The following is a 21,441-nucleotide window of genomic DNA, read 5'->3' as shown; positions in this document are numbered from 1 at the left end:
CAGGTGGAAGGGGTTACTGCATCACGGCCATGGCGAGCGCCCGGCGAGCACGCAGCGAGGCGCGCTCGGCCCGACGCTGCATCCGGCGAGCGGTCACCAGGCGCATGGCCCGGCGTTCCTGCTCGGCCTCGTGCAGGCGGTCGTGCATATGCGCACGAGCCAGGGCTTCTGGGATGAGTTGCATCTCGCGGGTCCTGTTCTGACGCGAGTCGTTCGCGCCGGTGGTGGTGACGTCTTGGATCGCGGAGCCTGCGGGCTCGCTGGTGGACGGCTTCATCGGGGCCTGCTTCTTGGGGTCGTGCGTGAGGGGACGGTCGATCGTTCCTGCGATGGTGTTCATGCGGTGACCGGGTTCTTGCGCGGGCGGCCACGCGGCCGCTTCCGGGCGACGACGACACCCTGGACGAACAGCTCGCCACCCCAGACGCCCCAGGGCTCGCGCCGCTCCTTGGCACCGGCCAGGCAGGCCTCGACCAGCGGGCAGGTGCGGCACAGGGACTTGGCGTACTCCACGTCCGCCGGCGACTCGGCGAAGAAGACCTCCGGGTCGTAGGAGCGGCAGGGGACGGGTACGCCGAGGTTCTCGATGGCGTCGTCGAGCGCGGTGAGCGCCGTGAGCGGGGTCAAGGTGGAGTCCTCCGTGAGGCCGGGCGGGGGGATCGTTTCGGAAGGCGGTACGGACGGGGCGTGCGCTTCGAGTTGCACGGTCGTCTTCCTCGTCTGGTCGTTCCGGCCCTGTCGGGCCGGGTGGCGGCTTGGTACCGGGGTTTTCTCTTGTCCCGAGGCCCCCTCGCTCTGCCGCCCCGGTCGGGGACAAACAGAAGGGCCGCGGATCCCGGGTGGGGTTCCGCGGCCCTGAAGGCGCCGGCCTGATCGACGATCAGGCTGGATCACTCCAGGGTTCTGGCCCACGGAAGGCCCACATCAGGTGGTGCTGCGTCGTCTGCTTCCGGGCACCGGCACCGGTCGCCGTAAAGGCATAGGCCTTCGCCTGCGCCGCTACTGCCGCTTCCAGTGCCTTCGTCGGTCGCTCACTGCGCTCGCGGACAAGGAGGCCCGCGGGGGCAACGGAGGAGGACGCCAGCCGGCCGGCACGAATGCCGGACAGACCGGTGCCCAGGTTCGAGGCGGCGAGAATGCACGTGGAGACGTTCGAGCGATCGGTCAGTTTGGCGGTGCTGACGGAGTTGGTGTTGATGATGATCACTGGAATCGCCTCCTCTCGGCGTCTCGGGGAACCGGAAATGAACCCAGTTCGACGGATATGTAAGTACAGCACGGAACCGGGGCCTTGGAGAAGGCCTCTGTTCTCGTGCCTAAGAACCTATGGGGATTCCTGGGGCATGCGCAAACTATTTTTCCGACGAGTTCGGATCAGTCTTCCTCGTCCTCGGCCGCCAGATCCTGGCCTGCGCAGAGGGCCAGAACATCGGTTCCGTAGCGGTTGAGCTTGCGCATGCCGACGCCCGGGATCCGCGCGAGGTCGCCCGGTTCCTCGGGGGCGGCCTCGGCAATCGCGATCAGGGTCTTGTCCGTGAAGACACAGAACGCGGGCTGTCCAGCTCGTCGTGCCTGGACCGCGCGCCAGGAGCGCAGCCGCTCGTAGAGGCCCTCGTCCATGTCGGAGGGGCAGTCCTCGCAGCGCATCAGCTTCATCTCGCCGCCGTCGGTCAGGGTGCGCCCGCAGACCCGGCAGCGGGCCGGGGTGCGCTGGGTCCGGCGCGGCACGACCACCACGCCCGCGGCCGCGCTCCGGAAACCCCGCTCGACGCCTCCGACGCCGACACTGGCGCCGCGCCCGGCCGCTCCGCCCGAGCCGGGCCGCAGTCCGTCGAGGAACCGGCTGGGACGGCGGCTCGGGCGGCCTCCCGGCGACCGGCAGAGCGCCCAGGAGAGGTGCAGGCGCTCGCGGGCCCGGGTGACGCCGACGTAGAGCAGGCGGCGCTCCTCCTCGATCTGCTCGTCGGTGCGCGCGTAGGTGATCGGCATCATGCCCTCGGCGACACCGACCAGGAAGACGACGTCCCACTCCAGGCCCTTGGCCGAGTGCAGGGAGGCGAGCGTGACGCCTTGGACCGTCGGGGCGTGCTGGGCGCCCGCGCGCTCGTCGAGTTCGGCGACCAGGTCGGCGAGGGTCGCGCTCGCTCTGGCAGCGGTGAAGTCCTGCGCCAGGTTCACCAGCGCGGCCAGCGACTCCCAGCGTTCCCGGACGGCACCGGAACCGGCCGGTGGCTGGGGCGTCCAGTTCTCGCCGGACAGGACCGCGCGCACCTGGGAGGGCAGGTCCACGACGTCCTCGAGGAGGGCGTCGTTGCCGCCGAAGCGGGCGGCGGCGCGGAGGGCGCTGATCGCCTTGCGTACCTCGGGGCGGTCGAAGAAGCGCTCGGCGCCGCGCAGCTGGTACGGGATGCCGGCGTCGGCGAGGGCCTGCTCGTAGGTCTCTGACTGAGCGTTGGTGCGGAACAGGACGGCGATCTCGGCGGGCTGGACGCCCGCACCGAGCAGCTCACGGATGCGGCGGGCCGCACCCTCGGCCTCGGCGGGCTCGTCGGTGTACTCGGTGTAGACGGGTTCGGGTCCCGGTGCGCGCTGGGAGATCAGTTCCAGGCGGTGGTCGGCGGCCCGGCCGCGCGCCTGGGCGAGCAGGCCGTTGGCGAGGTGGACGACCTGAGGGGTGGAGCGGTAGTCACGGACCAGCTTGACGACGGTGGCCCCGGGGTGGCGGGTACGGAAGTCGAGGAGGTGGTCGGGGGTCGCTCCGGTGAAGGAGTAGATCGTCTGGCTGGCGTCACCGACCACGCACAGGGTGTCCCGGTCACCGAGCCACAGCTCCAGCAGACGCTGCTGGAGGGGGCTGACGTCCTGGTACTCGTCGACCACGAAGTGCTGGTACTGGGCGCGGACCTGCTCGGCGATGTCCTGCCGGTCCTGGAGGACGGCGACGGTCAGCAGCAGCACGTCCTCGAAGTCGATGACCCCGCGCTCCCGCTTGAGGTCCTCGTAGGCCGCGTAGAGCTGGGCGATCTCGGCGGGCGCGCGCGGGGTCTCGCGGCCGGTCCTGGCGGCGGCCGCCGGATAGTCGGCGGGGACGGTCTGGGTGACCTTGCACCACTCGATCTCCGCGGTGGTGTCCCGCAGCTCGCCCCGGTCGAGGCGGATACGGCAGGCGGCTGCCGCGTCGGCGACGAGCTGGACCTTGCGGTCGACGAGTCGGGGCAGGGAGCCGCCGATCGCTTTCGGCCAGAAATACTGGAGCTGCCGCAGGGCGGCGGAGTGGAAGGTGCGGGCCTGGACGCCCTGGGCGCCGAGCTGGCGCAGCCGCCCGCGCATCTCTCCGGCGGCGCGGTTGGTGAAGGTGACGGCGAGGACGCTCGAGGGTTGCAGGATGCCGGCGCGCACGCCGTAGGCGATGCGGTGGGTGATCGCCCGCGTCTTGCCGGTCCCGGCTCCGGCCAGCACGCACACCGGTCCGTGCAGGGCGGTGGCCACCTCGCGCTGCTCGGGGTCGAGCCCGTCGAGCACCGCGTCGGCCGAGTCCGGTACCTGCGGGAAAAGGGTGGAGTGCGTTGCTGCTGTCACACAGCCATGCTGCCAGGTCGCCGGAGACGGGAGAGCCGGTTGTCCACAGGTGGGTACCGGTAGTCGTACCAATGCGGCCGGAGTCACAGCCCGTCTCGGCCGGCGCCCCCGGCTGGTCGTGGCAGGCGCGTGGTCGGCTGCGCCAGGCGTCACGTCGGTTCGGGGCGCGCGCGGGAATGGCGGTGCCTCTCCGTGCGTTCCCTCTGCGCGACCCCACATCCCCGAGTCACCGAAGGAGCGCGAGAGACATGCCGGGCACTGTCACGATGTACAGCACCACGTGGTGCGGCTACTGCCGCCGGTTGAAGAGCCAGATGGACCGCGAGGGCATCACGTACGACGAGATCAACATCGAGCAGGACCCGGAGTCCGCAGCGTTCGTGGAGAAGGCGAATGGCGGAAACCAGACGGTGCCGACCGTGCTGTTCCCGGACGGCTCCACGCTGACGAACCCCTCGCTGGCCCAGGTCAAGCAGAAGATCGGCGCGTAGCCCGCCGTACCCCTGACCGTCGGCGGACCCGGCGGTACGACGAAGAGGGCGGTCCCTGATGTCAGGGGCCGCCCTCTTCGTGTGGGGCCTCACATGAAGCTGCGGGTCGGCAGCGGCTTGCCGTACCAGAGTTCGATCAGGCGGGCCGCGATGGAGATGCCGAAGGGGGGCAGGACGTCGCCGGAGTCGAAGGCCGCGCCGAGTTCGTCGCGGGAGAACCAGCGGGCCTCGTGGATCTCGTCGCCGTCGACCTCGATGACGGTGGAGGTGGCGCGTGCCATGAAGCCGAGCATGAGGCTGGACGGGAACGGCCAGGGCTGGCTGGCGACGTACTCGACCTGGCCGACGGTGACGCCGGCCTCCTCGAAGACCTCCCGGCGCACCGCCTGCTCGATGGATTCGCCGGGCTCGACGAAGCCGGCGAGCGTCGAGAAGCGGCCCTCCGGCCAGTGGACCTGACGGCCGAGCAGGATGCGGTCGTCCTCGTCCGTGACGGCCATGATCACCGCGGGATCGGTGCGCGGGTAGTGCTCGCCGCCGCAGGCGGGGCAGCGGCGGATGTGGCCGGCGGCGGCGATGACCGTGCGCTCGCCGCAGCGGGAGCAGAAGCGGTGGGTGCGCTGCCAGTTCTCCAGTCCGACCGCGTGCACCATCAGGCCGGCGTCGCGCGGGGACAACAGAAGGCCGGCCTCGCGCAGGCCCGCGGGGCGGGCGGACTGGTCGATGCGTCCGGGCAGCGCGTCCTTCTGGAGGGCGAAATAGCTGACGCCGTCGGCGTCGGTGCCCAGGAAGTAGCGGTGGGCCTCGGTGAGAGGGGCCTCGAACGAGGGGGTCATGACGAGTTCGGTCCGGCCGTCGGGCGTCTCGTCGACGAGAACCTGGCCGCCTGAGACGACGAAGCAGCGTGTGGTGGGGTGGCTCCATGCCGCGGCCAGCCAGGCCTCGTCCAGCCGGTGGTGGGCTGCGCGGTCGATGCCGCTCGGGGCGGTGAGCGAGATGGGTCGGTCGGCGTTCTGGTCGGTCCAGGTGGTCACGGGTGCTTCCAACTCCCCCGGTGGAACGGTTGTTTCGGCGGGCGGTTCAGCGGGACGTGCGGCAGGTGGCGGCGACCTGGTCCGGTGCGGTGTCGCCGTGCGGGGAGGTCTTCCCAGTGTGCTCCGCGCGCGGTGTCGCTCCGGACCGGGCGGGGCCGTCAGGGCGCATGGCGCCAGGTCTCGGCGAGGTCGCCCCAGAGGTACGCGGTGGTCTCGACCCCCTTGAGGAGGAGGTCGAGCTCCACCTTCTCGTTCGGCGCGTGCCAGCCGTCGGAGGGGACGGAGACACCCAGGAAGAGCACCGGGGCGTCGAGTACTTCCTGGAGGTCGGCGGCGGGGCCCGAGCCTCCCTCACGGGTGAAACGGACGGGTCCCTCGAAGGCGCGGCCCATGGCGCGCACGACGGATCGCAGGGCCGGGTGGTCCAGCGGGGTCAGGCACGGGCGCGTGGCGGGGCTGAAGGTGATCTCGTGACGGATGCCGGCGGGCACCTGCTCCTCGGCCCATGCGCGGACCGCCTTCTCCACATGGTCGGGGTCCTGTCCCGCGACCAGCCGGAAGGACAGCTTCACGAAGGCGGAGGAGGGGACGATCGTCTTGCTGCCGGGGCCCTGGTAGCCGCCGCCGATGCCGTTGACCTCGGCGGTGGGGCGGGCCCAGATGCGCTCCAGGGTGGTGTGCCCGGCCTCGCCGTGGGTGGCGTACGACTTGGCGGTGCGCAGCCACCGCTCCTCGTCGAAGGGCAGCTCGGCGAAGAGTTCGCGCTCGCGGTCGGTGAGTTCGACGACGCCCTCGTAGAAGCCGGGGACCGTCACGCGTGCGTCCTCGTCGTGCAGGGCGGCGACGAGGCGGGCGGCTGCGGTGGCGGGGTTGGGCACGGCGCCGCCGAAGGAGCCGGAGTGGATGTCCTGGTCGGGCCCGGACAGCCGGATCTCGCACTCGGCGAGCCCGCGCATGCCGGTGCAGACCGTCGGTGTGTCCTCGGACCACATGCCGGTGTCGGAGACGATCACGGCGTCGGCGGCGAGCCGCTGGGCGTGCTCCTCGACCAGGGCGCGGAAGTTCGGGGAGCCGGACTCCTCCTCGCCCTCGATCAGCAGTTTGAGGTTGACGGCCGGGGCGGTCCGGCCGGTGGCGGCGAGGTGGGCGCGCACTCCCAGGGTGTGGAAGAAGACCTGGCCCTTGTCGTCGGCGGCCCCGCGCGCGTAGAGACGGTTTCCGCGGACGACCGGCTCGAAGGGGTCGCTGTCCCAGCCGTCCTCGCGGGCGGCGGGCTGCACGTCGTGGTGGCCGTAGACCAGGACGGTGGGTGCCTGCGGGTCGCCGGAGGGCCACTCGGCGAAGACTGCGGGCGCGCCGGGCGTCGGCCAGACCTCGACGGCCGGGAAACCGGTTTCCCTGAGCTTGGCGGCGAGCCAGTCGGCGCTGCGGCGTACGTCGGGCGCGTGGTCGGGCTGGGCCGAGACCGACGGGATGCGCAGCCACTCGGCGAGGTCGTCGAGGAACGCCGCACGGTGGCGTTCGATGTACGTGCGGACGGCGCTGTCCGGGGTCTGGCTCATGGTCACGAGCCTATCCGGCCGCACCGGCATCCTGACCGGGCGCTTGCGCCTGGTCTGATCGCGCGGCCGTTCCGCCGCGAACGTCCTGCTACGCCCCCTCCCGTGTCAACAGGCGCTCCAGCGCGGCCCGGTCCGGCAGATCCCCGGGCCGTACGACCTCGCCGGTGCGTACATACACGAACGCCGCTGTGACCGATTCCACGGGCACACCCTGCTGCTCCGCCCACGCGAGCCGGTACACGGCGAGCTGGAGCGGGTCGCCGTCACGGCCCCGGCCGGTCTTCCAGTCGACGATCTCGTACGTCCGGCGGGCGTCGTCGCCCGCTTCGTAGACGGCGTCGATACGGCCCCGTACGACGCGGCCGGCGAGGGTGAGCTGGACGGGGACTTCGACGCGGTACGGAGTGCGCCGGGCGTACTCCGTACGCTCGAAGGCCTCCTTGAGCGCCTCCAGGTCGCGTTCGTCGGTGATCTCCGCGTCCTCGCCGGGCAGCTCATCCGGCTCCAGGAAGGGCAGGGTCAGCTCTTCGAAGCGGGCCTCCACCCACGCGTGGAACCTCGTGCCCCTGCGCGCGGCCGGCTGGGGCGGGCTGGGCATCGGACGGGCGAGGTCCTGGGCGAGTCCGTCCGGGTCGGCGGCCAGGCGCAGCAGCTGCGACGCGGTCAGCGTCACCGGCAGGGGAACGTCCGTGACGCTCCGCCGGGCGCGCAGCAGCTCCCCGGTGAGTGCGTCCAGGTCACGGTCCCAGGAGGCGACCGTACGGGCCTCCTCGGGGGTGAGGCGGGCCCGGCGCGGCTCGGGGGGTGACGCCTGGTGCGGAACGGCGGGGCGGGTGCTGGTCCGCCCACCCCCGTGGGCCGGGACCTCGGCGCGGGGAGCACCGGGGGTCGCCTCGTCGAAGGGGTCGGGCTCGTCATACGGCTCGTACTCGCCGTACGGCTCCGGTGCGTCGTACGGGTCCGGCTCCCCGTACGGGTCCGGTGCGTCGTACGGGTCCGGTGCGTCGTCGTCCGGCGGTACGGGCCAGTCGGCATCGCCGTGCGGCTCGGGGTCGTGTGCGGCCGTGGGTGCGCCTGGCCCGGTGGCGGCCAGGTCCTCCAGGTGGGTGAGCACGGTCGCGGCGGCGGCACGGCGGCGGGTCAGCGCGGCGTCGTCCAGGGGCAGCGGCCAGATGTGGTCGGCGGACGCCTGGTGAAGGACGGGGTTCTCCTCGCCCTCCTCCGGTTCGTCGGCCCAGGCCTCGATCTCGCCGTATCCGGCCGCGCAGTGGTCGTGCAGGGCCTGGAGAAATGCGGAGGGGCCGCGGGGCTTCTTCTGGCTGGGACCCCACCAGTGGCCGGAGCCGAGGAGCAGGGAGCGGGGGCGGGTGAAGGTGACGTAGCCGAGACGTAGTTCTTCGGTGTGCTGGTGGTCCTTCATGGCCTCGTGGAAAGCCTTCATGCCCCGGGAGCCCCAGGCCTCGATGTCGGGCAGCGTGTCGGCGTCGCCGCGCAGTCCGTGCGGCAGCACCTTGGCCTGGGCGGTCCACTTCTCGCGGCCCTGGCCGCTGGGGAAGGTGCCGGTGACGAGCCCCGGGACGGCGACCACGTCCCACTCCAGGCCCTTGGACCTGTGGGCGGTGAGGACCTTGACGGTGTTCTCCCCGCCGGGCAGGGCGTTGTCCAGTCCCTTCTCGTACTGGGCGGCGGTCCGCAGGAAGCCGAGGAAGGCGAGCAGGCTCGCCTCGCTCTCCGCGGCGGCGAAGGAGGCGGCGACGTCGAGGAAGTTCGACAGGGTCTCGCGGCGACGGGCGGCCAGGGCGTGCGGGGACGCCGACAGCTCGACCTCCAGGCCCGTGACGGCGAGGACGCGGTGCAGGACGTCCATCAACGGGTCGGACAGGGAGCGCCGCAGGTCGCGCAGTTCCGCCGCGAGCCGGGCGAAGCGCACGCGCGCGTCCGGGGAGAAGGGAAGTCCGTCGTCGTCGCCGGTTTCCTCCAGGGGTGTCTCGAGGAAGGTGTCGAGCGCGTCCGCGAGCGAAATCACCTCGGAGGGGTCGACCCCCTCGACGGCCTCGGCGAGGCGCCGGTCCGGGTCGTCTCCGTCGCCCCCGCGCGTGCGGGACACGAGCAGCCGTGCGCGCCGCCCCAGGAGGGCGAGGTCACGGGGGCCGATGCGCCAGCGCGGGCCGGTGAGCAGGCGGACCAGGGAGGCGTTGGCGCCGGGGTCCTGGAGGACCTGGCAGACGGCGACGAGGTCGGCGACCTCGGGCAGGTGCAGCAGGCCCGAGAGGCCCACCACCTCGACGGGTACGTCCCGGGCGACCAGGGCGCCCTGGATCTCGGCGAAGTCGGTGGCCGTACGGCACAGGACGGCGATCTCGCCGGGTGCCTTGCCGGTGTTCACCAGGTGGGCGACGGAGTCGGCGATCCAGTCGATCTCCTCCGCGTGGGTGGGCAGGAGCGCGCAGCGGACCATGCCGTCGCGCTCGGCGCCGGGGGCCGGGCGGAGTGCCTCCACGCCCGCGTGCATCGCGCGCAGCGGTTCGGCCAGACCGTTGGCGAGGTCGAGGAGGCGGCCGCCGCTGCGGCGGTTCTCGCTGAGCGCCTGCCGGGTCGCGGGACGGCCGTCGGCGAGGGCGAAGTGCTCGGGGAAGTCGTCGAGGTTGGCGACGGAGGCGCCGCGCCAACCGTAGATCGCCTGACAGGGGTCGCCGACGGCGGTGACGGGGTGCCCGGTTCCACCGCCGAAGAGGCCGGCCAGGAGGGTGCGCTGGGCCACGGAGGTGTCCTGGTACTCGTCCAGGAGCACCACCCGGAACTCGTCGCGCAGGAGGCGGCCCACTTCGGGAATCCGGGCGAGCTGGGCGGAGAGGGCGATCTGGTCGCCGAAGTCGAGCAGGTCGCGCTCCCGCTTGCAGGCCCGGTAGCGCAGCACCAGCTCGGCGAGTTCGCGCCGGGCGGCGGCCGTCTCGGGCACCTTGCGCAGGTCGGCGTTGCTGAGCTTGGCGCCCTCCAGGGTGTGCAACAGATCGGCGTCCCACGCGCGCAGGTCCTCGGGGCGCACAAGGTGCTCGGCCAGCTCGGAGTCGAGGGCGAGCAGGTCGCTGACCAGGTCGGCGAAGGAACGGGTGAGTGCCGGGTAGAGTCCGGGCGCCTCACGCAGCACCCGCGCGGCGAGCTGGTAACGGGTGGCGTCGGCGAGCAGCCGGGACGTCGGCTCCAGGCCGATACGAAGGCCGTGGTCGGTCAGCAGGCGGCCCGCGAAGGAGTGGTACGTCGAGATCACGGGCTCGCCCGGCGGGTTGTCCGGGTCGATGACGTCGGGGTCGGTCACACCGGCCCTGACCAGGGCCTTGCGGACGCGTTCGGCGAGTTCGCCGGCGGCCTTGTTCGTGAAGGTCAGGCCGAGGACCTGCTCGGGGGCGACCTGGCCGGTGCCGACCAGCCACAGCACGCGCGCGGCCATCACCGTCGTCTTGCCCGACCCGGCTCCGGCCACGATCACCTGCGGGGCGGGCGGCGCGGTGATGCAGGCCGTCTGCTCCGGGGTGAAAGGGATCCCCAGAAGCTCCTTGAGCTGTTCGGGATCGGTGATACGGGCGGGCATGGGGAGAGGCTAGCGGCGGGCACTGACAGTCGATGACAAATCGCCTGCCACCACGCAGGACGCGCAGGTCAGCACAGGTGGTGCGGTCCGTCACACCAGGGTGTCCGCCGCGTGGCGGACAGCGCGCACCCGGTTCGACGCCGGGGTGGCGCAGCAGCGCTTTCGGCGGACAACGGGCCGGTGCGTGGCCGCACAGCCCGATCGCACCACGTGCCACACCGGCCCACTCCCGCCCCCGTGCCACACCGGGGCGCTCAGGCCGCGCGGCACATCGGAAACCTCAGGCCGCGGGTCACACGGCCCCCTCCCGGCCCCGTGTCACATCGGCCCACCCCGACCCGCGGACTCACTCCACCACGTGGCGTCCCTCCGGCCGGGCGCTGCACGAGGCGCGGAAGGCGCAGTGCGTGCAGTGCTGGCCGGTGGTGGGCGCGAACCGTTCGTCGAGGACCTTGCCTGCCGCGGTGGCCAGCAGTTCGCCGACCCACTCACCCTCCAGCGGCTCCTGCGTCTGCACCTTGGGCAGGCTCTCGCCGCCGTCCCGCTGGGCGGCACCCTGGCGCAACTGCACGAGTTCGGCGCCGCCCGGTTCGGGGCGGGCGCCGTCGAAGACCTCGTCGACGGCGCCCTCTCGGACGGCGAGCTGGTACACGGCGAGCTGGGGATGCCGTTCCACCTCGCGCGCGGTGGGCGCCGCTTTGCCGGTCTTGAAGTCGACGACATAGGCGCGGCCGTGGCCGTCGGCCTCGACGCGGTCCATCTGACCGCGGATGCGGACCTCGTACTCGCCCGCCTCCAGGGTGACGTCGAAGTCGTGCTCGGTGGCGACCGAGGTGCGGCCGGTGCGGTCCATGACGTGCCACTTCAGGAACCGTTCGAGCGCCACGCGCGCGTGCTCCTTCTCCTGAGCCGACTTCCAGGGCGCGTCGAAGGCGAGCGCGTTCCACACGGAGTCGAGGCGCTCTGTCAGGACGGCGAGGTCGGCCGGAGTGTGTCCGGAGGCGACCTCGTCGGCGAGGACGTGCACCACGTTCCCGAAGCCCTGGGCTGCGGTGGCGGGGGCGTCGGCCTTCACCTCGCGGCCCAGGAACCACTGGAGGGCGCAGGTGTTGGCGAGCTGCTCGAGGGCGCTGCCGGAGAGCACGACGGGCCGGTCGCGGTCGCGCAGCGGCACCTTGCTCTCGGTCGGCTCGAACATGCCCCACCAGCGGTACGGGTGTGCCGACGGCACCAGGGGCCGGCCGTCCTCGTCGGACAGGGCGGCCAGGCGGGCGAGACGGCGCGCCGCGGCTTCTCTGAGCGGTTCCGAGACCCGTGGGTCGACCGTGGTGGCACGGAGTTCGGCGACCAGCGCGGCGACCGACAGGGGGCGGCGCGGGCGGCCGGTGACGTCCTTGGGCTCGACGCCGAGTTCGGTGAGGAAGCGGGACGGCTGGTCGCCGTCGTCCGCGGGCGCCTTCACCGCCGTGACGACGAGCCGGTCACGCGCGCGTGTGGCGGCCACGTAGAACAGGCGGCGCTCCTCGGCGAGCAGGGCGCCCGGCGTGAGCGGCTCGGCGAGTCCGTCGCGGCCGATGCGGTCGGCCTCCAGCAGGGAGCCGCGGCGGCGCAGGTCCGGCCACAGTCCCTCCTGCACACCCGCGACGACGACCAGGCTCCACTCCAGCCCCTTCGCGCGGTGCGCGGTCATCAGTCGTACGGCGTCGGGGCGCGCGGCGCGCCGGGTGAGGGTGTCGGCGGCGATGTCCTCGGCCTCGATCTCGGCCAGGAAGTTCAGCGCGCCGCGCCCGCCGGTGCGCTCCTCCGCGCGCGCGGCGGTGGCGAACAGCGCGCACACGGCGTCCAGGTCGCGGTCGGCGTTGCGGCCGGCCGCGCCGCCCCGGCGGGCGGACCGCTCCAGGCGCGTGGGCCAGGGTGTGCCCTCCCACAGGTCCCAGAGCGCCTCCTCGGCCGTGCCTCCGCCCGCGAGACGTTTCCGGGCCTTCCGCAGCAGCGCGCCCAGGCGCTGGGCGCCGCGCGCGTACACGGGGTCGTGCACGGCCAGGCGTTCCGGCTCGGCGAGGGCGCGCGCGAGCAGTTCGTCCGACGGCGGCGGCAGGGGGTTGCCCGCGGCCCGCTCCTCGTCCCGCAGGGCACGTCCGAGGCGGCGCAGATCGGCGGCGTCCATGCTCGCGAGGGGCGAGGCGAGCAGGATGAGGGCGGTTTCGGTGTCGAGCCAGGACGCCTGCGCCGCCTCCGCGTCGCCGGGCCCGTCTTCACCGTCACCTGGCGCGTCCTGCCCACCGGGCCGGTCGGCGCCCGTGCCGGGCCGTGCGGTGCCCGAGGCCGTCTCCGCCGTGGCCACCGCGCGCAGTGCCGTCAGCAGGGGGGCCACCGCGGGTTCGTGGCGCAGGGGCAGGTCGTCGCCGTCGATGTCGAGGGGGACGCCCGCGGCCGTGAGGGCGCGGCGGACCGTGGGGATCGTGCGGGAGCCGGCCCGCACCAGGACGGCCATCTCGCCCCAGGGCACGCCCTCCTCCAGGTGCGCCCGGCGCAGAATGTCGGCGATGTTGTCCAGTTCGGTGCCGGCCGTCGGGTACGTGTAGACCTCGACGCGGCCGCCCTCGCGCGCGGGGGCGAGGTCGCGGTGGGCGCGGACCTTCTCCGCCGGGAGGCGGGTCAGGGGCATGCGCTGGGTCACGAGCCGGGTGGCCGCCAGCACCGCGGCGCGGGAGCGTCGGGAGGTGCGCAGGACCTCTACGGGGGCCGGGTGCCCGTCGAGGCGCGGGAAGGCGTGCGGGAACTCCAGGATGCCGTTCACGTCGGCGCCCCGGAAGGCGTAGATCGACTGGTCCGGGTCACCGAAGGCGACCAGGGTGCGGCCGCCGCCCGCGAGGGCGTGCAGCAGGCGTACCTGGGCGGGGTCGGTGTCCTGGTACTCGTCGACGTAGACGGCGTCGTACTGCGCGGCGAGCCGCCGGGCGATCTCGGGGCGGTGGGCGAGCAGCACGGCACGGTGGACGAGTTCCGCGTAGTCGATCACGCCGTGCAGGTCGAGGACGTCGAGGTACTCGGCGAGGAAGGAGGCCGCGGCACGCCAGTCGGGGCGCCCGATGCGGCCGGCGAAGGCGTCGAGGGCGTCGGGACCGAGCCCCAGTTCCCGGCTGCGGGCGAGCACCGAGCGGACCTCGTCGGCGAATCCGCGCGTGGTGAGGCAGGCGCGCAGGTCGTCCGGCCAGCGCACGTGTGCGAGACCGTGCCGCTGGAGTTCGACCTGGCCCGCGAGCAGCTCGCGGACGGCCACGTCCTGTTCGGGACCGGAGAGCAGCCGCAGCGGTTCGGCGAACAGGTCGCTGTCCTGTTCGGCGCGGACGAGGGCGTAGCAGTACGAGTGGAAGGTGGTGGCGCGGGGTGCGCGTGCGGCGCCCATGCGCAGCGCCATCCGGTCGCGCAGTTCGGCGGCCGCCTTGCGGCTGAACGTCAGTACGAGGATGCGCGCGGGGTCGGCGCCGCGCGCCACGCGGGCCGCGACCGACTCGACGAGCGTGGTGGTCTTCCCGGTGCCCGGACCCGCCAGGACGAGCAGGGGGCCGGTGGTGTGGTCAACCACCGAGCGCTGTGCGGCGTCCAGACGAGGGGGATCCACCGGCGTCGGCCGGGTACGCACCAGCCGGTACGCGCCACGGCTCCCCTGCCGCCCCTGGGGGTGCGGCAGGCGCCTGGTGGAGGAAGAGGTGCTCACGTGGTTCGCCGGTCCTGGTGGGTGTGCGGATCGTCACGTCCGGCGCGGGGCGCCGTCGAGAGGGGGTCATGGTGGGACGGGTGCCGCCCGAGGCGGGCGGTGGTCCCGGGGAGGGGGAAGCGTGCGGCCGACGCTACGCCGACGGGCAGTTCGGAAGGACGACTTCCGTTCCTTCCCTCACGGCCCGTGCGACCCGCGTGCCACGCAGGTCCCCCGCCCCTCGAACGTACGCCATGTCACGGACGTGCCTCGTTTCCCCCGTACGGGCCACAAGGTCCCGCAAGGCGGGGTCGATGGCGGAAGCTGTCAGGTGTGACCCTCCGCACGCTCACCGCCGTCCCACCTCGCCCGTCTCATGTCCAGGCGCGGCAGATGCCCTTCGGCGGCTCTGCTCGCGGCCTTCAAAGGCGTGCCCTCGGCGCGATAGTGGTCGAGGGCACGCAGTTCGTGGCCCGGCAGCAGCACACCGTCGGCGCGCACCACGCGCCACCACGGGACGGCACCGCCGTAGAGGGCCATCACCCGGCCGACCTGCCGCGGCCCGCCCTCCTCGAGCCACTCGGCCACGTCGCCGTACGTCATGACCCGCCCGCGCGGGATCAGGTCCGCGACCTCCAGGACGCGCTCGGCGTACTCCGGCAGCGCGTCGTCGGCGTGGTTCGGCGGCGTGTCGCCGGTGTACTCCGGGCGGGCGGCGTCCGGAAGGCTCTGCTCGCTCATCCGCCCCATCCTGCCCCACGCCACCGACAACGCGGCGGGTGCGCGCCCCTGTGCGGCCGGCGCCCCACGGCGGTACTTCGGGCAGACTGTCCGCCTCGCGTTTGCACCCTGATGCCCCTGTGTGTCGGTGGGGCATGCCACCATCGTGCGGGCGGTGACCGGTGATACGAGATCAAGAAGAGACGATGAAGCAGCAGGGTGTGCATCCCGAGGACCCGGAGGGAACCTCTGACGCTGCGCCGCGCCCGGACACCGCCGGCCCGTCGGGACAGGACCAGGACCTGGTCGAGGTGACACACATCGACGAGGTCGAGGGCGACGAACCGCTGCTCCCCGCGCGCGTGCACCGCCCCTCCGACCTCATGCGGCTGTTGATCGGCGTGCTCGCCGTCGTCGTCCTGCTGGGCGTCGCCGCCTTTGCGCACGGAACGACCTCGGGGCTGGAACAGGACATCAACAAGGGCACCGGACAGGCGCCCGATCTGCTCATCAAGATCGCCGGGCTGGCGTCCAGCATCGCGATCCTGCTCGTGCCGGTGGCGTTCGCCATCGAACGGCTCATCAAGCGGGACGGGCTGCGGATCGCCGACGGCGTGCTCGCGGCGGTCCTCGCACACGGCGTGACGCTCGCCACCGACCTGTGGGTGGCCAAAGCCGCCCCGGACTCGATCCAGGAGGCGCTCACCCAGCCGTCCCCGGGCGACATCCACGCCCTCACCGACCCCGTCCACGGCTACCTGGCGCCCGTCATCGCCTACATGACGGCCGTCGGCATGTCACGACGGCCGCGCTGGCGCGCGGTGCTGTGGATCGTGCTGATGCTCGACGCGTTCTCCATGCTGGTCACCGGCTACACGACACCCTTCTCGATCATCCTGACGGTGCTGATCGGCTGGACCGTCGCGTACGGCACCCTGTACGCGGTCGGCTCGCCCAATGTCCGGCCCACGGGGCGGACGCTGATGGCGGGCCTGCGGCACGTCGGCTTCCGCCCGGCGAGCGCCGCGCGCGAGGAGGTCTCGGAGACCCCGGAGACCGGGGACCGCGGCCGGCGCTACTTCGTCACGTTGGAGGACGGGCGGCCGCTGGACGTCACGGTGGTCGACCGCGAGCAGCAGGCGCAGGGCTTCTTCTACCGCGCGTGGCGCAATCTGACGTTGCGCGGCTTCGCCACCCGCAGCAGCCTCCAGTCGCTGCGCCAGGCGCTGGAGCAGGAGGCACTGCTGGCCTACGCGGCGATCGCCGCCGGTGCCAACGCGCCGAAGCTGATCGCGACCTCCGAGCTGGGCCCCGACGCCGTCATGCTCGTGTACGAGCACACCGGCGGCCGCACCCTGGACTCGCTCTCGGACGAGGAGATCACCGACGAGCTGCTGCACGACACCTGGCAGCAGGTGCGCGCCCTCCAGTCCCGCCGCATCGCGCATCGCCGGCTGGTCGGCGACGCGATCCTGGTGGATCGTTCCGGCACGGTGATCCTCACCGACATGCGGGTCGGCGAAATCGCGGCCGGTGATCTGCTGCTGCGCATGGACACCTCTCAGCTGCTCGTGACGCTCGGCCTGCGGGTGGGCGCCGAGCGCGCGGTGGCGTCCGCGGTGAGCGTGCTCGGTCCCGACGCCGTCGCCGACTGTCTGCCGATGCTCCAGCCCATCGCGTTGAGCCGCTCCACGCGCGCGACGCTGCGCAGACTTGCGCGGGAGCGTGCGGAGCGCGAGCGCGACGCCGTCCTGGAGGCCTCCCGGCAGGCCAAGCAGGCCCGCCACGAAGCGGCCGGACACGAGACCGGCACTCCCCTGGACAAGGCCGAGAAGAAGGCCGTACGCGCGGAGACTCGGGCCGAGAAGAGGGCCATCGACGAGGCACTGGACGAGGCCCGCGAGGAGGACCTGCTCACCCAGATCCGGCACCAGGTGCTGCTCATCCGGCCCCAGGCGCCGGTGGAGCCCGCCCGTCTGGAGCGGGTGCGGCCGCGCACGCTGATCAGCTTCATCGCCGGCGCGATCGGCGCCTACTTCCTGCTGACTCAGCTCACACACATCGAGTTCGGTCCGCTCATCGCCAACGCCGAGTGGGGCTGGGTCGCCGCGGCCGTGCTGTTCTCGGCGATGAGCTATGTGGCGGCGGCGATGAGCCTGTTGGGGTTCGTGCCGGAGCGGGTGCCGTTCCCGCGGACGGTGGCCGCGCAGGTCGCCGGGTCCTTCGTGAAGATCGTCGCACCGGCCGCGGTCGGCGGGGTCGCCCTCAACACACGGTTCCTCCAGCGCGCGGGAGTCCGGCCGGGGCTCGCGGTGGCGAGCGTAGGCGCCTCGCAGCTGTTCGGTCTCGGCTGCCACATCCTGATGCTGCTCTCGTTCGGCTATCTCACCGGCACCGAGAAGACACCGTCACTGTCGCCGTCCCGGACCGTCATCGCGGGTCTGCTGACCGTGGCGGTGCTGGTGCTCGTGGTGACCTCCGTGCCGTTCCTGCGGAAGTTCGTCGTCACGCGCGTGAGGTCGCTGTTCGCGGGAGTCGTGCCGCGCATGCTGGACGTGCTCCAGCGGCCGCAGAAGCTGGTCACCGGCATCGGCGGCATGCTGCTGCTGACGGCCTGCTTCGTGATGTGTCTGGACGCGTCGATCCGTGCTTTCGGCGACGAGACGACCTCGATCAGCATCGCCAGCGTCGCCGTCGTCTTCCTCGCCGGCAACGCGCTCGGTTCCGCCGCACCGACGCCGGGCGGTGTCGGCGCCGTGGAGGCGACGCTGACGGTCGGTCTGATCGCAGTCGGCCTCCCCAAGGAGGTCGCCGCCCCCGCGGTGCTGCTGTTCCGGCTGCTGACGCTCTGGCTGCCGGTGCTGCCTGGCTGGCTGACCTTCGCCCACCTCACCCGCAAGGGCGCCCTCTGACGGCCCGAGAACGGCCCTTTCCTCGTACGGACGGTGCCCCGCGCGCGGGGTGCGGTAGACCCCGGGATGGGATCATGCCGCACCTCTCCCGCCCGCGCGTGGCCTTGCTCAGCACCACCGCCGTTCTGTCGTCCTCGCTGCCGGCGGGCTGGTGCGAGGACTTGCAGAACGAGGATCTGACGGCACAGGAGCTGAGCTGGAGGGAACCGCCCCGCACCGTCCGGTCCGAAGGCGGCGGCAACGCCCCCTCACCGCTGCCGGGCGGCGACGAGTGGCAGGGCGCGACCATGCGGGCGCCCCTCGACCGGAGCGAGCCCGAGGGCGACACGATCGGCGTCGCACTGATCCGGGCGCGGACCAGCGGTCCCGACATCGGCGGATCGGTTCACTGCCGTTCGACTTCGGCGGTCCCGGCGGTTGGGGGGTCACCGCCCCGCCCGCGTTCGGCGAGGACTACGCGCTCCTGCGCACTCGCTACGACCCGGTGAGCTTCGACCCGCCCGGAGTGGGCCGCAGCGCCGCCGTGCGCTGCGTGAACGATCAGCACCTCGGCACCTACTCCAGGACATGACAGCCGAAGACGCCGTCGAGCGCGCCGCACACGCACCGACCGGGCCGTTCCGGGCGCCGCGGACCATCGCGACGTGAGCGCGGCCGGCTCCGCGCCGGTCCTCGTGGTCGGCAACGCCGGCGACCCGGCGACCCGGCGACCCTGTAGGGGGGCGCCCGGAAGATGGTGGACGCCCTGGCCAGGGCGTCGGGGTCGAGCTGACGTCCGAGGGGCAGGAGCACAGCGCGTACGACAGCGGGAAGTTCGGACGGGCGGCGGTGGACGGCTACCTGGTGAACGGGAAGGTGCCGACCGCCTGGACCGTCTGCTCGTGACACCCCGCCTTTCGATGACAGTGCAGGTCAGAGGGTTGTCCACAGGCTCCGACGAGTGCGCTGCGATCCGCCTACTATGGCCTGACAGCCGTCCGCCGCCGGTGCGGGCGGTCCCGCGAGGGGGGACGCACATGGCGCGATTCGTACGGTGGACGGCGTTGGGGGCCGCCGCCGCACTGCTGATGACGGGCTGCGGCGGCTCGTCGGACGACGGGGACGACGACAAGGGACGAACGGCCGGCGCGCGCCCGTCGGCCTCCTCCGGCACCACGGACGCGAACCCGACACCCCTGCCCGCCTCACTGACGGGACAGAAGCCCGACTGGGGCCGCTGCGGTCCCACCGCGGACTCCGCGGCGCCGAGCGGTGAGTGGCGGTGCGCGAAGGTGAAGGTGCCGCTGGACTGGTCGAAGCCGGACGGGGAGACGATCGATCTCGCGCTGATCCGCGCCAGGTCCCGCGGCGCCGGGAAGGAACGCATCGGCTCCCTGCTGTTCAACTTCGGCGGTCCTGGCGGGTCCGGCGTGTCGACGATGCCGGCGTACGGCTCCACGGTCTCCTCCCTGCGCGAGCACTACGACCTGGTGAGCTGGGACCCGCGCGGGGTGGGCGCCAGCGGGGGCGTGCGCTGCCGCAGCGACAGGAAGACCCAGGCCGCCGAGTCGATCGACTCCACACCGGACACCGCGGCCGAGGAGCAGGCCTATCTCCGCGACGCCGTCGACTTCGGCAAGGGCTGTCAGAAGGACGCCGGGGAATTGATGGCGAACGTCTCGACCACCGACACCGCGCGCGACATGGACCTGATGCGCCAGGTCCTCGGCGACCCGCAGCTGCACTACTTCGGTATCTCCTACGGCACCGAACTCGGCGGCGTGTACGCCCACCTGTTCCCCAAGAAGGTGGGCCGGGTGATCCTCGACGCGGTCGTCGACCCGAGCGCCGACGCGGTGGGGCACGCGAAGAACCAGGCGAAGGGGTTTCAACTGGCCCTCGACAACTACCTGAGGTCGACCGGCCAGAACCCCGTGCAGGGCAGCCGGAAGATCGCCGACCTGCTCCGGCGGATCGACGCCGACCCGCTGCCGACATCCTCCGGGCGCAAGCTGACCCAGACGCTCGCCGTCACCGGGATCGTCCTGCCGCTGTACAGCAAGGAGGGCTGGCCGACCCTGACCAGCGCCCTGGAATCGGCACAGGAGGGCGACGGCTCCGAGCTGCTCACCCTCGCCGACGCCTACAACGAGCGGGACAGCGAGGGGAGCTACGGCACCACGACCCACTCGCAGCGGGTCATATCGTGCCTGGACGACAGGCAGCGGCCGACGTTGGCGGAGACGAAGAAGCTGCTGCCCGAGTTCGAGAAGATCTCACCCGTCTTCGGCACGTTCCTGGGCTGGGACACGGCCGGATGGTGCCACGACTGGCCGGTGGCCGGACAGTTCGACAGCCCGGAGGTGAGCGCGCCCGGGGCGGCGCCCGTCCTGCTGGTCGGCAACACCGGCGACCCGGCGACGCCCTACGAGGGCGCGCAGCGGATGGCGGACGAGCTGGGCAAGGGCGTGGGCGTGCTGCTCACCTGGAAGGGCGAGGGTCACGGGGCGTACGGCAGCGGGAGCGACTGCGTCGACTCGACGGTGGACGACTACCTGCTCGACGGCACGGTGCCCGAGGACGGCAAGGTCTGCTCATGACGACGGCGGGGACCGCGGGCACCCGTGGTGCGCGCGGCCCCCGCCGGTCAGGCAGGCAGGTCGGCTCAGTAGACCGGCTTGCTCGGCTCGATCTGGTTGACCCAGCCGATCACGCCACCGCCGACGTGGACGGCGTCCGCGAAGCCCGCGGACTTCAGCACCGCGAGGACTTCCGCACTGCGGACACCCGTCTTGCAGTGCAAGACGATCTTCTTGTCCTGCGGCAGGCCCTCCAGGGCGGTGCCGAGCAGGAACTCGTTCTTCGGGATCAGCTTGGCGCCCGGGATGGAGACGATCTCGTACTCGTTCGGCTCACGGACGTCGATGATCTCGATGCTCTCGCCGTCGTCGATCCACTCCTTGAGCTGCTTGGGAGTGATCGTGGCGCCGGCGGCCGCCTGCTGGGCCTCCTCGGACACGACGCCGCAGAAGGCCTCGTAGTCGATGAGTTCCGTGACGGTCGGGTTCTCGCCGCAGACCGCGCAGTCGGGGTCCTTGCGGACCTTGACCTGGCGGTACTGCATCTCCAGGGCGTCGTAGATCATCAGTCGGCCGACCAGCGGCTCACCGGTGCCGGTGAGGAGCTTGATGGCCTCGGTCACCTGGATGGAGCCGATGGACGCGCAGAGCACGCCGAGCACGCCGCCCTCGGCGCAGGAGGGGACCATGCCGGGGGGCGGGGGCTCCGGGTAGAGGCAGCGGTAGCAGGGACCGTGCTCCGACCAGAAGACGGACGCCTGGCCGTCGAAGCGGTAGATCGAGCCCCACACGTACGGCTTGTTCAGCAGCACGGCGGCGTCGTTGACCAGGTAGCGGGTCGCGAAGTTGTCCGTGCCGTCCACGATCAGGTCGTACTGGCTGAAGATGTCCATCACGTTGTCGGCCTCGAGCCGCTCCTCGTGAAGGACCACGTTCACGTAGGGGTTGATGCCGAGGACGGAGTCGCGGGCGGACTCGGCCTTGGAGCGGCCGATGTCGGCCTGGCTGTGGATGATCTGACGCTGGAGGTTCGACTCGTCGACCTCGTCGAACTCCACGATGCCGAGCGTGCCGACGCCCGCCGCGGCCAGGTACATCAGCGCCGGCGAGCCCAGGCCGCCGGCACCTACGCACAGCACCTTGGCGTTCTTCAGCCGCTTCTGCCCGTCCATCCCGACGTCGGGGATGATCAGGTGGCGGGAGTACCTGCGGACCTCGTCTACGGTGAGCTCGGCAGCCGGCTCGACCAGGGGTGGCAGCGACACGGGGACTCCGTTGGTCGGTCAATCACTACGG

The 21,441-nt window shown here is 72.3% G+C and carries 13 protein-coding genes and 1 pseudogene; 4 read left to right on the top strand and 10 right to left on the bottom strand.

The genetic code is table 11. From position 1 onward, the window contains the following. Positions 1-13: 13 nt before the first annotated feature. The 4 genes from ACZ5Y0_RS05690 to ACZ5Y0_RS05675 all read right to left on the bottom strand — a co-directional run bounded on the left by ACZ5Y0_RS05690 (position 14) and on the right by ACZ5Y0_RS05675 (position 3,579). Positions 14-340, bottom strand: coding sequence for a hypothetical protein (locus ACZ5Y0_RS05690; RefSeq protein ID WP_469127327.1), 327 nt, complete (start codon positions 338-340; stop codon positions 14-16). Then, positions 337-705, bottom strand: a complete 369-nt coding sequence (locus tag ACZ5Y0_RS05685) for a WhiB family transcriptional regulator (protein WP_030038270.1) — start codon at positions 703-705, stop codon at positions 337-339. The genes ACZ5Y0_RS05690 and ACZ5Y0_RS05685 overlap by 4 nt, the downstream gene beginning before the upstream one ends. Positions 706-880: 175 nt before the next feature. After that, positions 881-1,207 (bottom strand): hypothetical protein, encoded by a 327-nt coding sequence (locus tag ACZ5Y0_RS05680; protein WP_469127326.1) that lies wholly within the window; start codon positions 1,205-1,207, stop codon positions 881-883. 167 nt (positions 1,208-1,374) lie between these two features. Further along, positions 1,375-3,579, bottom strand: a complete 2,205-nt coding sequence (locus ACZ5Y0_RS05675; protein ID WP_469127325.1) for an ATP-dependent DNA helicase UvrD2 — start codon at positions 3,577-3,579, stop codon at positions 1,375-1,377. Between the two features lie 248 nt (positions 3,580-3,827). On the opposite strand from ACZ5Y0_RS05675, the gene ACZ5Y0_RS05670 reads away from it, so the two are divergent. Next, entirely contained in the window at positions 3,828-4,070 is a 243-nt protein-coding gene (locus tag ACZ5Y0_RS05670) for a mycoredoxin (RefSeq protein WP_351094991.1), read from the top strand. An 89-nt stretch (positions 4,071-4,159) separates the two neighbouring features. Here the strand turns inward: ACZ5Y0_RS05670 and nudC are convergent, their stop codons facing one another. The 5 genes from nudC to ACZ5Y0_RS05645 form a co-directional block, all read right to left on the bottom strand. Then, positions 4,160-5,104: an NAD(+) diphosphatase gene (gene nudC, locus ACZ5Y0_RS05665; RefSeq protein WP_469127324.1), complete on the bottom strand. Its 945-nt coding sequence runs from the start codon at positions 5,102-5,104 to the stop codon at positions 4,160-4,162. A gap of 158 nt (positions 5,105-5,262) precedes the next feature. Then, positions 5,263-6,666 (bottom strand): dipeptidase, encoded by a 1,404-nt coding sequence (locus tag ACZ5Y0_RS05660; protein ID WP_469127323.1) that lies wholly within the window; start codon positions 6,664-6,666, stop codon positions 5,263-5,265. An 88-nt stretch (positions 6,667-6,754) separates the two neighbouring features. Then, positions 6,755-10,255, bottom strand: a complete 3,501-nt coding sequence (locus tag ACZ5Y0_RS05655; RefSeq protein ID WP_469127322.1) for a UvrD-helicase domain-containing protein — start codon at positions 10,253-10,255, stop codon at positions 6,755-6,757. A gap of 346 nt (positions 10,256-10,601) precedes the next feature. Next, positions 10,602-13,976 carry an ATP-dependent helicase gene (locus ACZ5Y0_RS05650; RefSeq protein ID WP_469127321.1) on the bottom strand — a complete coding sequence of 1,125 codons (3,375 nt, stop codon included), beginning with the start codon at positions 13,974-13,976 and terminating at the stop codon, positions 10,602-10,604. Between the two features lie 306 nt (positions 13,977-14,282). Next, complete coding sequence (locus ACZ5Y0_RS05645) at positions 14,283-14,696, bottom strand: MGMT family protein (RefSeq protein ID WP_469127320.1); 414 nt, start codon at positions 14,694-14,696, stop codon at positions 14,283-14,285. 185 nt (positions 14,697-14,881) lie between these two features. On the opposite strand from ACZ5Y0_RS05645, the gene ACZ5Y0_RS05640 reads away from it, so the two are divergent. The 3 genes and pseudogenes from ACZ5Y0_RS05640 (at position 14,882) to ACZ5Y0_RS05630 (ending at position 20,166) form a co-directional block, all read left to right on the top strand. Beyond that, positions 14,882-17,587 (top strand): lysylphosphatidylglycerol synthase transmembrane domain-containing protein, encoded by a 2,706-nt coding sequence (locus tag ACZ5Y0_RS05640; protein WP_469127319.1) that lies wholly within the window; start codon positions 14,882-14,884, stop codon positions 17,585-17,587. Positions 17,588-17,661: 74 nt separating this feature from the next. Then, a pseudogene (locus ACZ5Y0_RS05635) lies at positions 17,662-18,146 on the top strand (alpha/beta hydrolase); the annotation flags it as partial. A 457-nt stretch (positions 18,147-18,603) separates the two neighbouring features. Beyond that, complete coding sequence (locus tag ACZ5Y0_RS05630; RefSeq protein ID WP_469127318.1) at positions 18,604-20,166, top strand: alpha/beta hydrolase; 1,563 nt, start codon at positions 18,604-18,606, stop codon at positions 20,164-20,166. A 65-nt stretch (positions 20,167-20,231) separates the two neighbouring features. Here the strand turns inward: ACZ5Y0_RS05630 and moeZ are convergent, their stop codons facing one another. Continuing rightward, entirely contained in the window at positions 20,232-21,410 is a 1,179-nt protein-coding gene (moeZ, locus tag ACZ5Y0_RS05625; RefSeq protein WP_469127317.1) for an adenylyltransferase/sulfurtransferase MoeZ, read from the bottom strand. Positions 21,411-21,441: the final 31 nt, after the last annotated feature.

The organism is Streptomyces sp. NPDC033216 (genome assembly GCF_055577115.1).
Note: the sequence above shows the minus strand (reverse complement) of the source record. Positions and strands in the feature narration are given on the sequence as shown.

What these genes read in the sequence shown, in the direction of transcription:
- ACZ5Y0_RS05690 (WP_469127327.1), bottom strand. Translation starts at nt 340, where the DNA reads ATGAACACCATCGCAGGAACGATCGACCGTCCCCTCACGCACGACCCC.
- ACZ5Y0_RS05670 (WP_351094991.1), top strand. Translation starts at nt 3,828, where the DNA reads ATGCCGGGCACTGTCACGATGTACAGCACCACGTGGTGCGGCTACTGC.
- ACZ5Y0_RS05660 (WP_469127323.1), bottom strand. Translation starts at nt 6,666, where the DNA reads ATGAGCCAGACCCCGGACAGCGCCGTCCGCACGTACATCGAACGCCAC.
- ACZ5Y0_RS05655 (WP_469127322.1), bottom strand. Translation starts at nt 10,255, where the DNA reads ATGCCCGCCCGTATCACCGATCCCGAACAGCTCAAGGAGCTTCTGGGG.
- ACZ5Y0_RS05645 (WP_469127320.1), bottom strand. Translation starts at nt 14,696, where the DNA reads ATGAGCGAGCAGAGCCTTCCGGACGCCGCCCGCCCGGAGTACACCGGC.
- ACZ5Y0_RS05640 (WP_469127319.1), top strand. Translation starts at nt 14,882, where the DNA reads ATGAAGCAGCAGGGTGTGCATCCCGAGGACCCGGAGGGAACCTCTGAC.
- ACZ5Y0_RS05630 (WP_469127318.1), top strand. Translation starts at nt 18,604, where the DNA reads ATGGCGCGATTCGTACGGTGGACGGCGTTGGGGGCCGCCGCCGCACTG.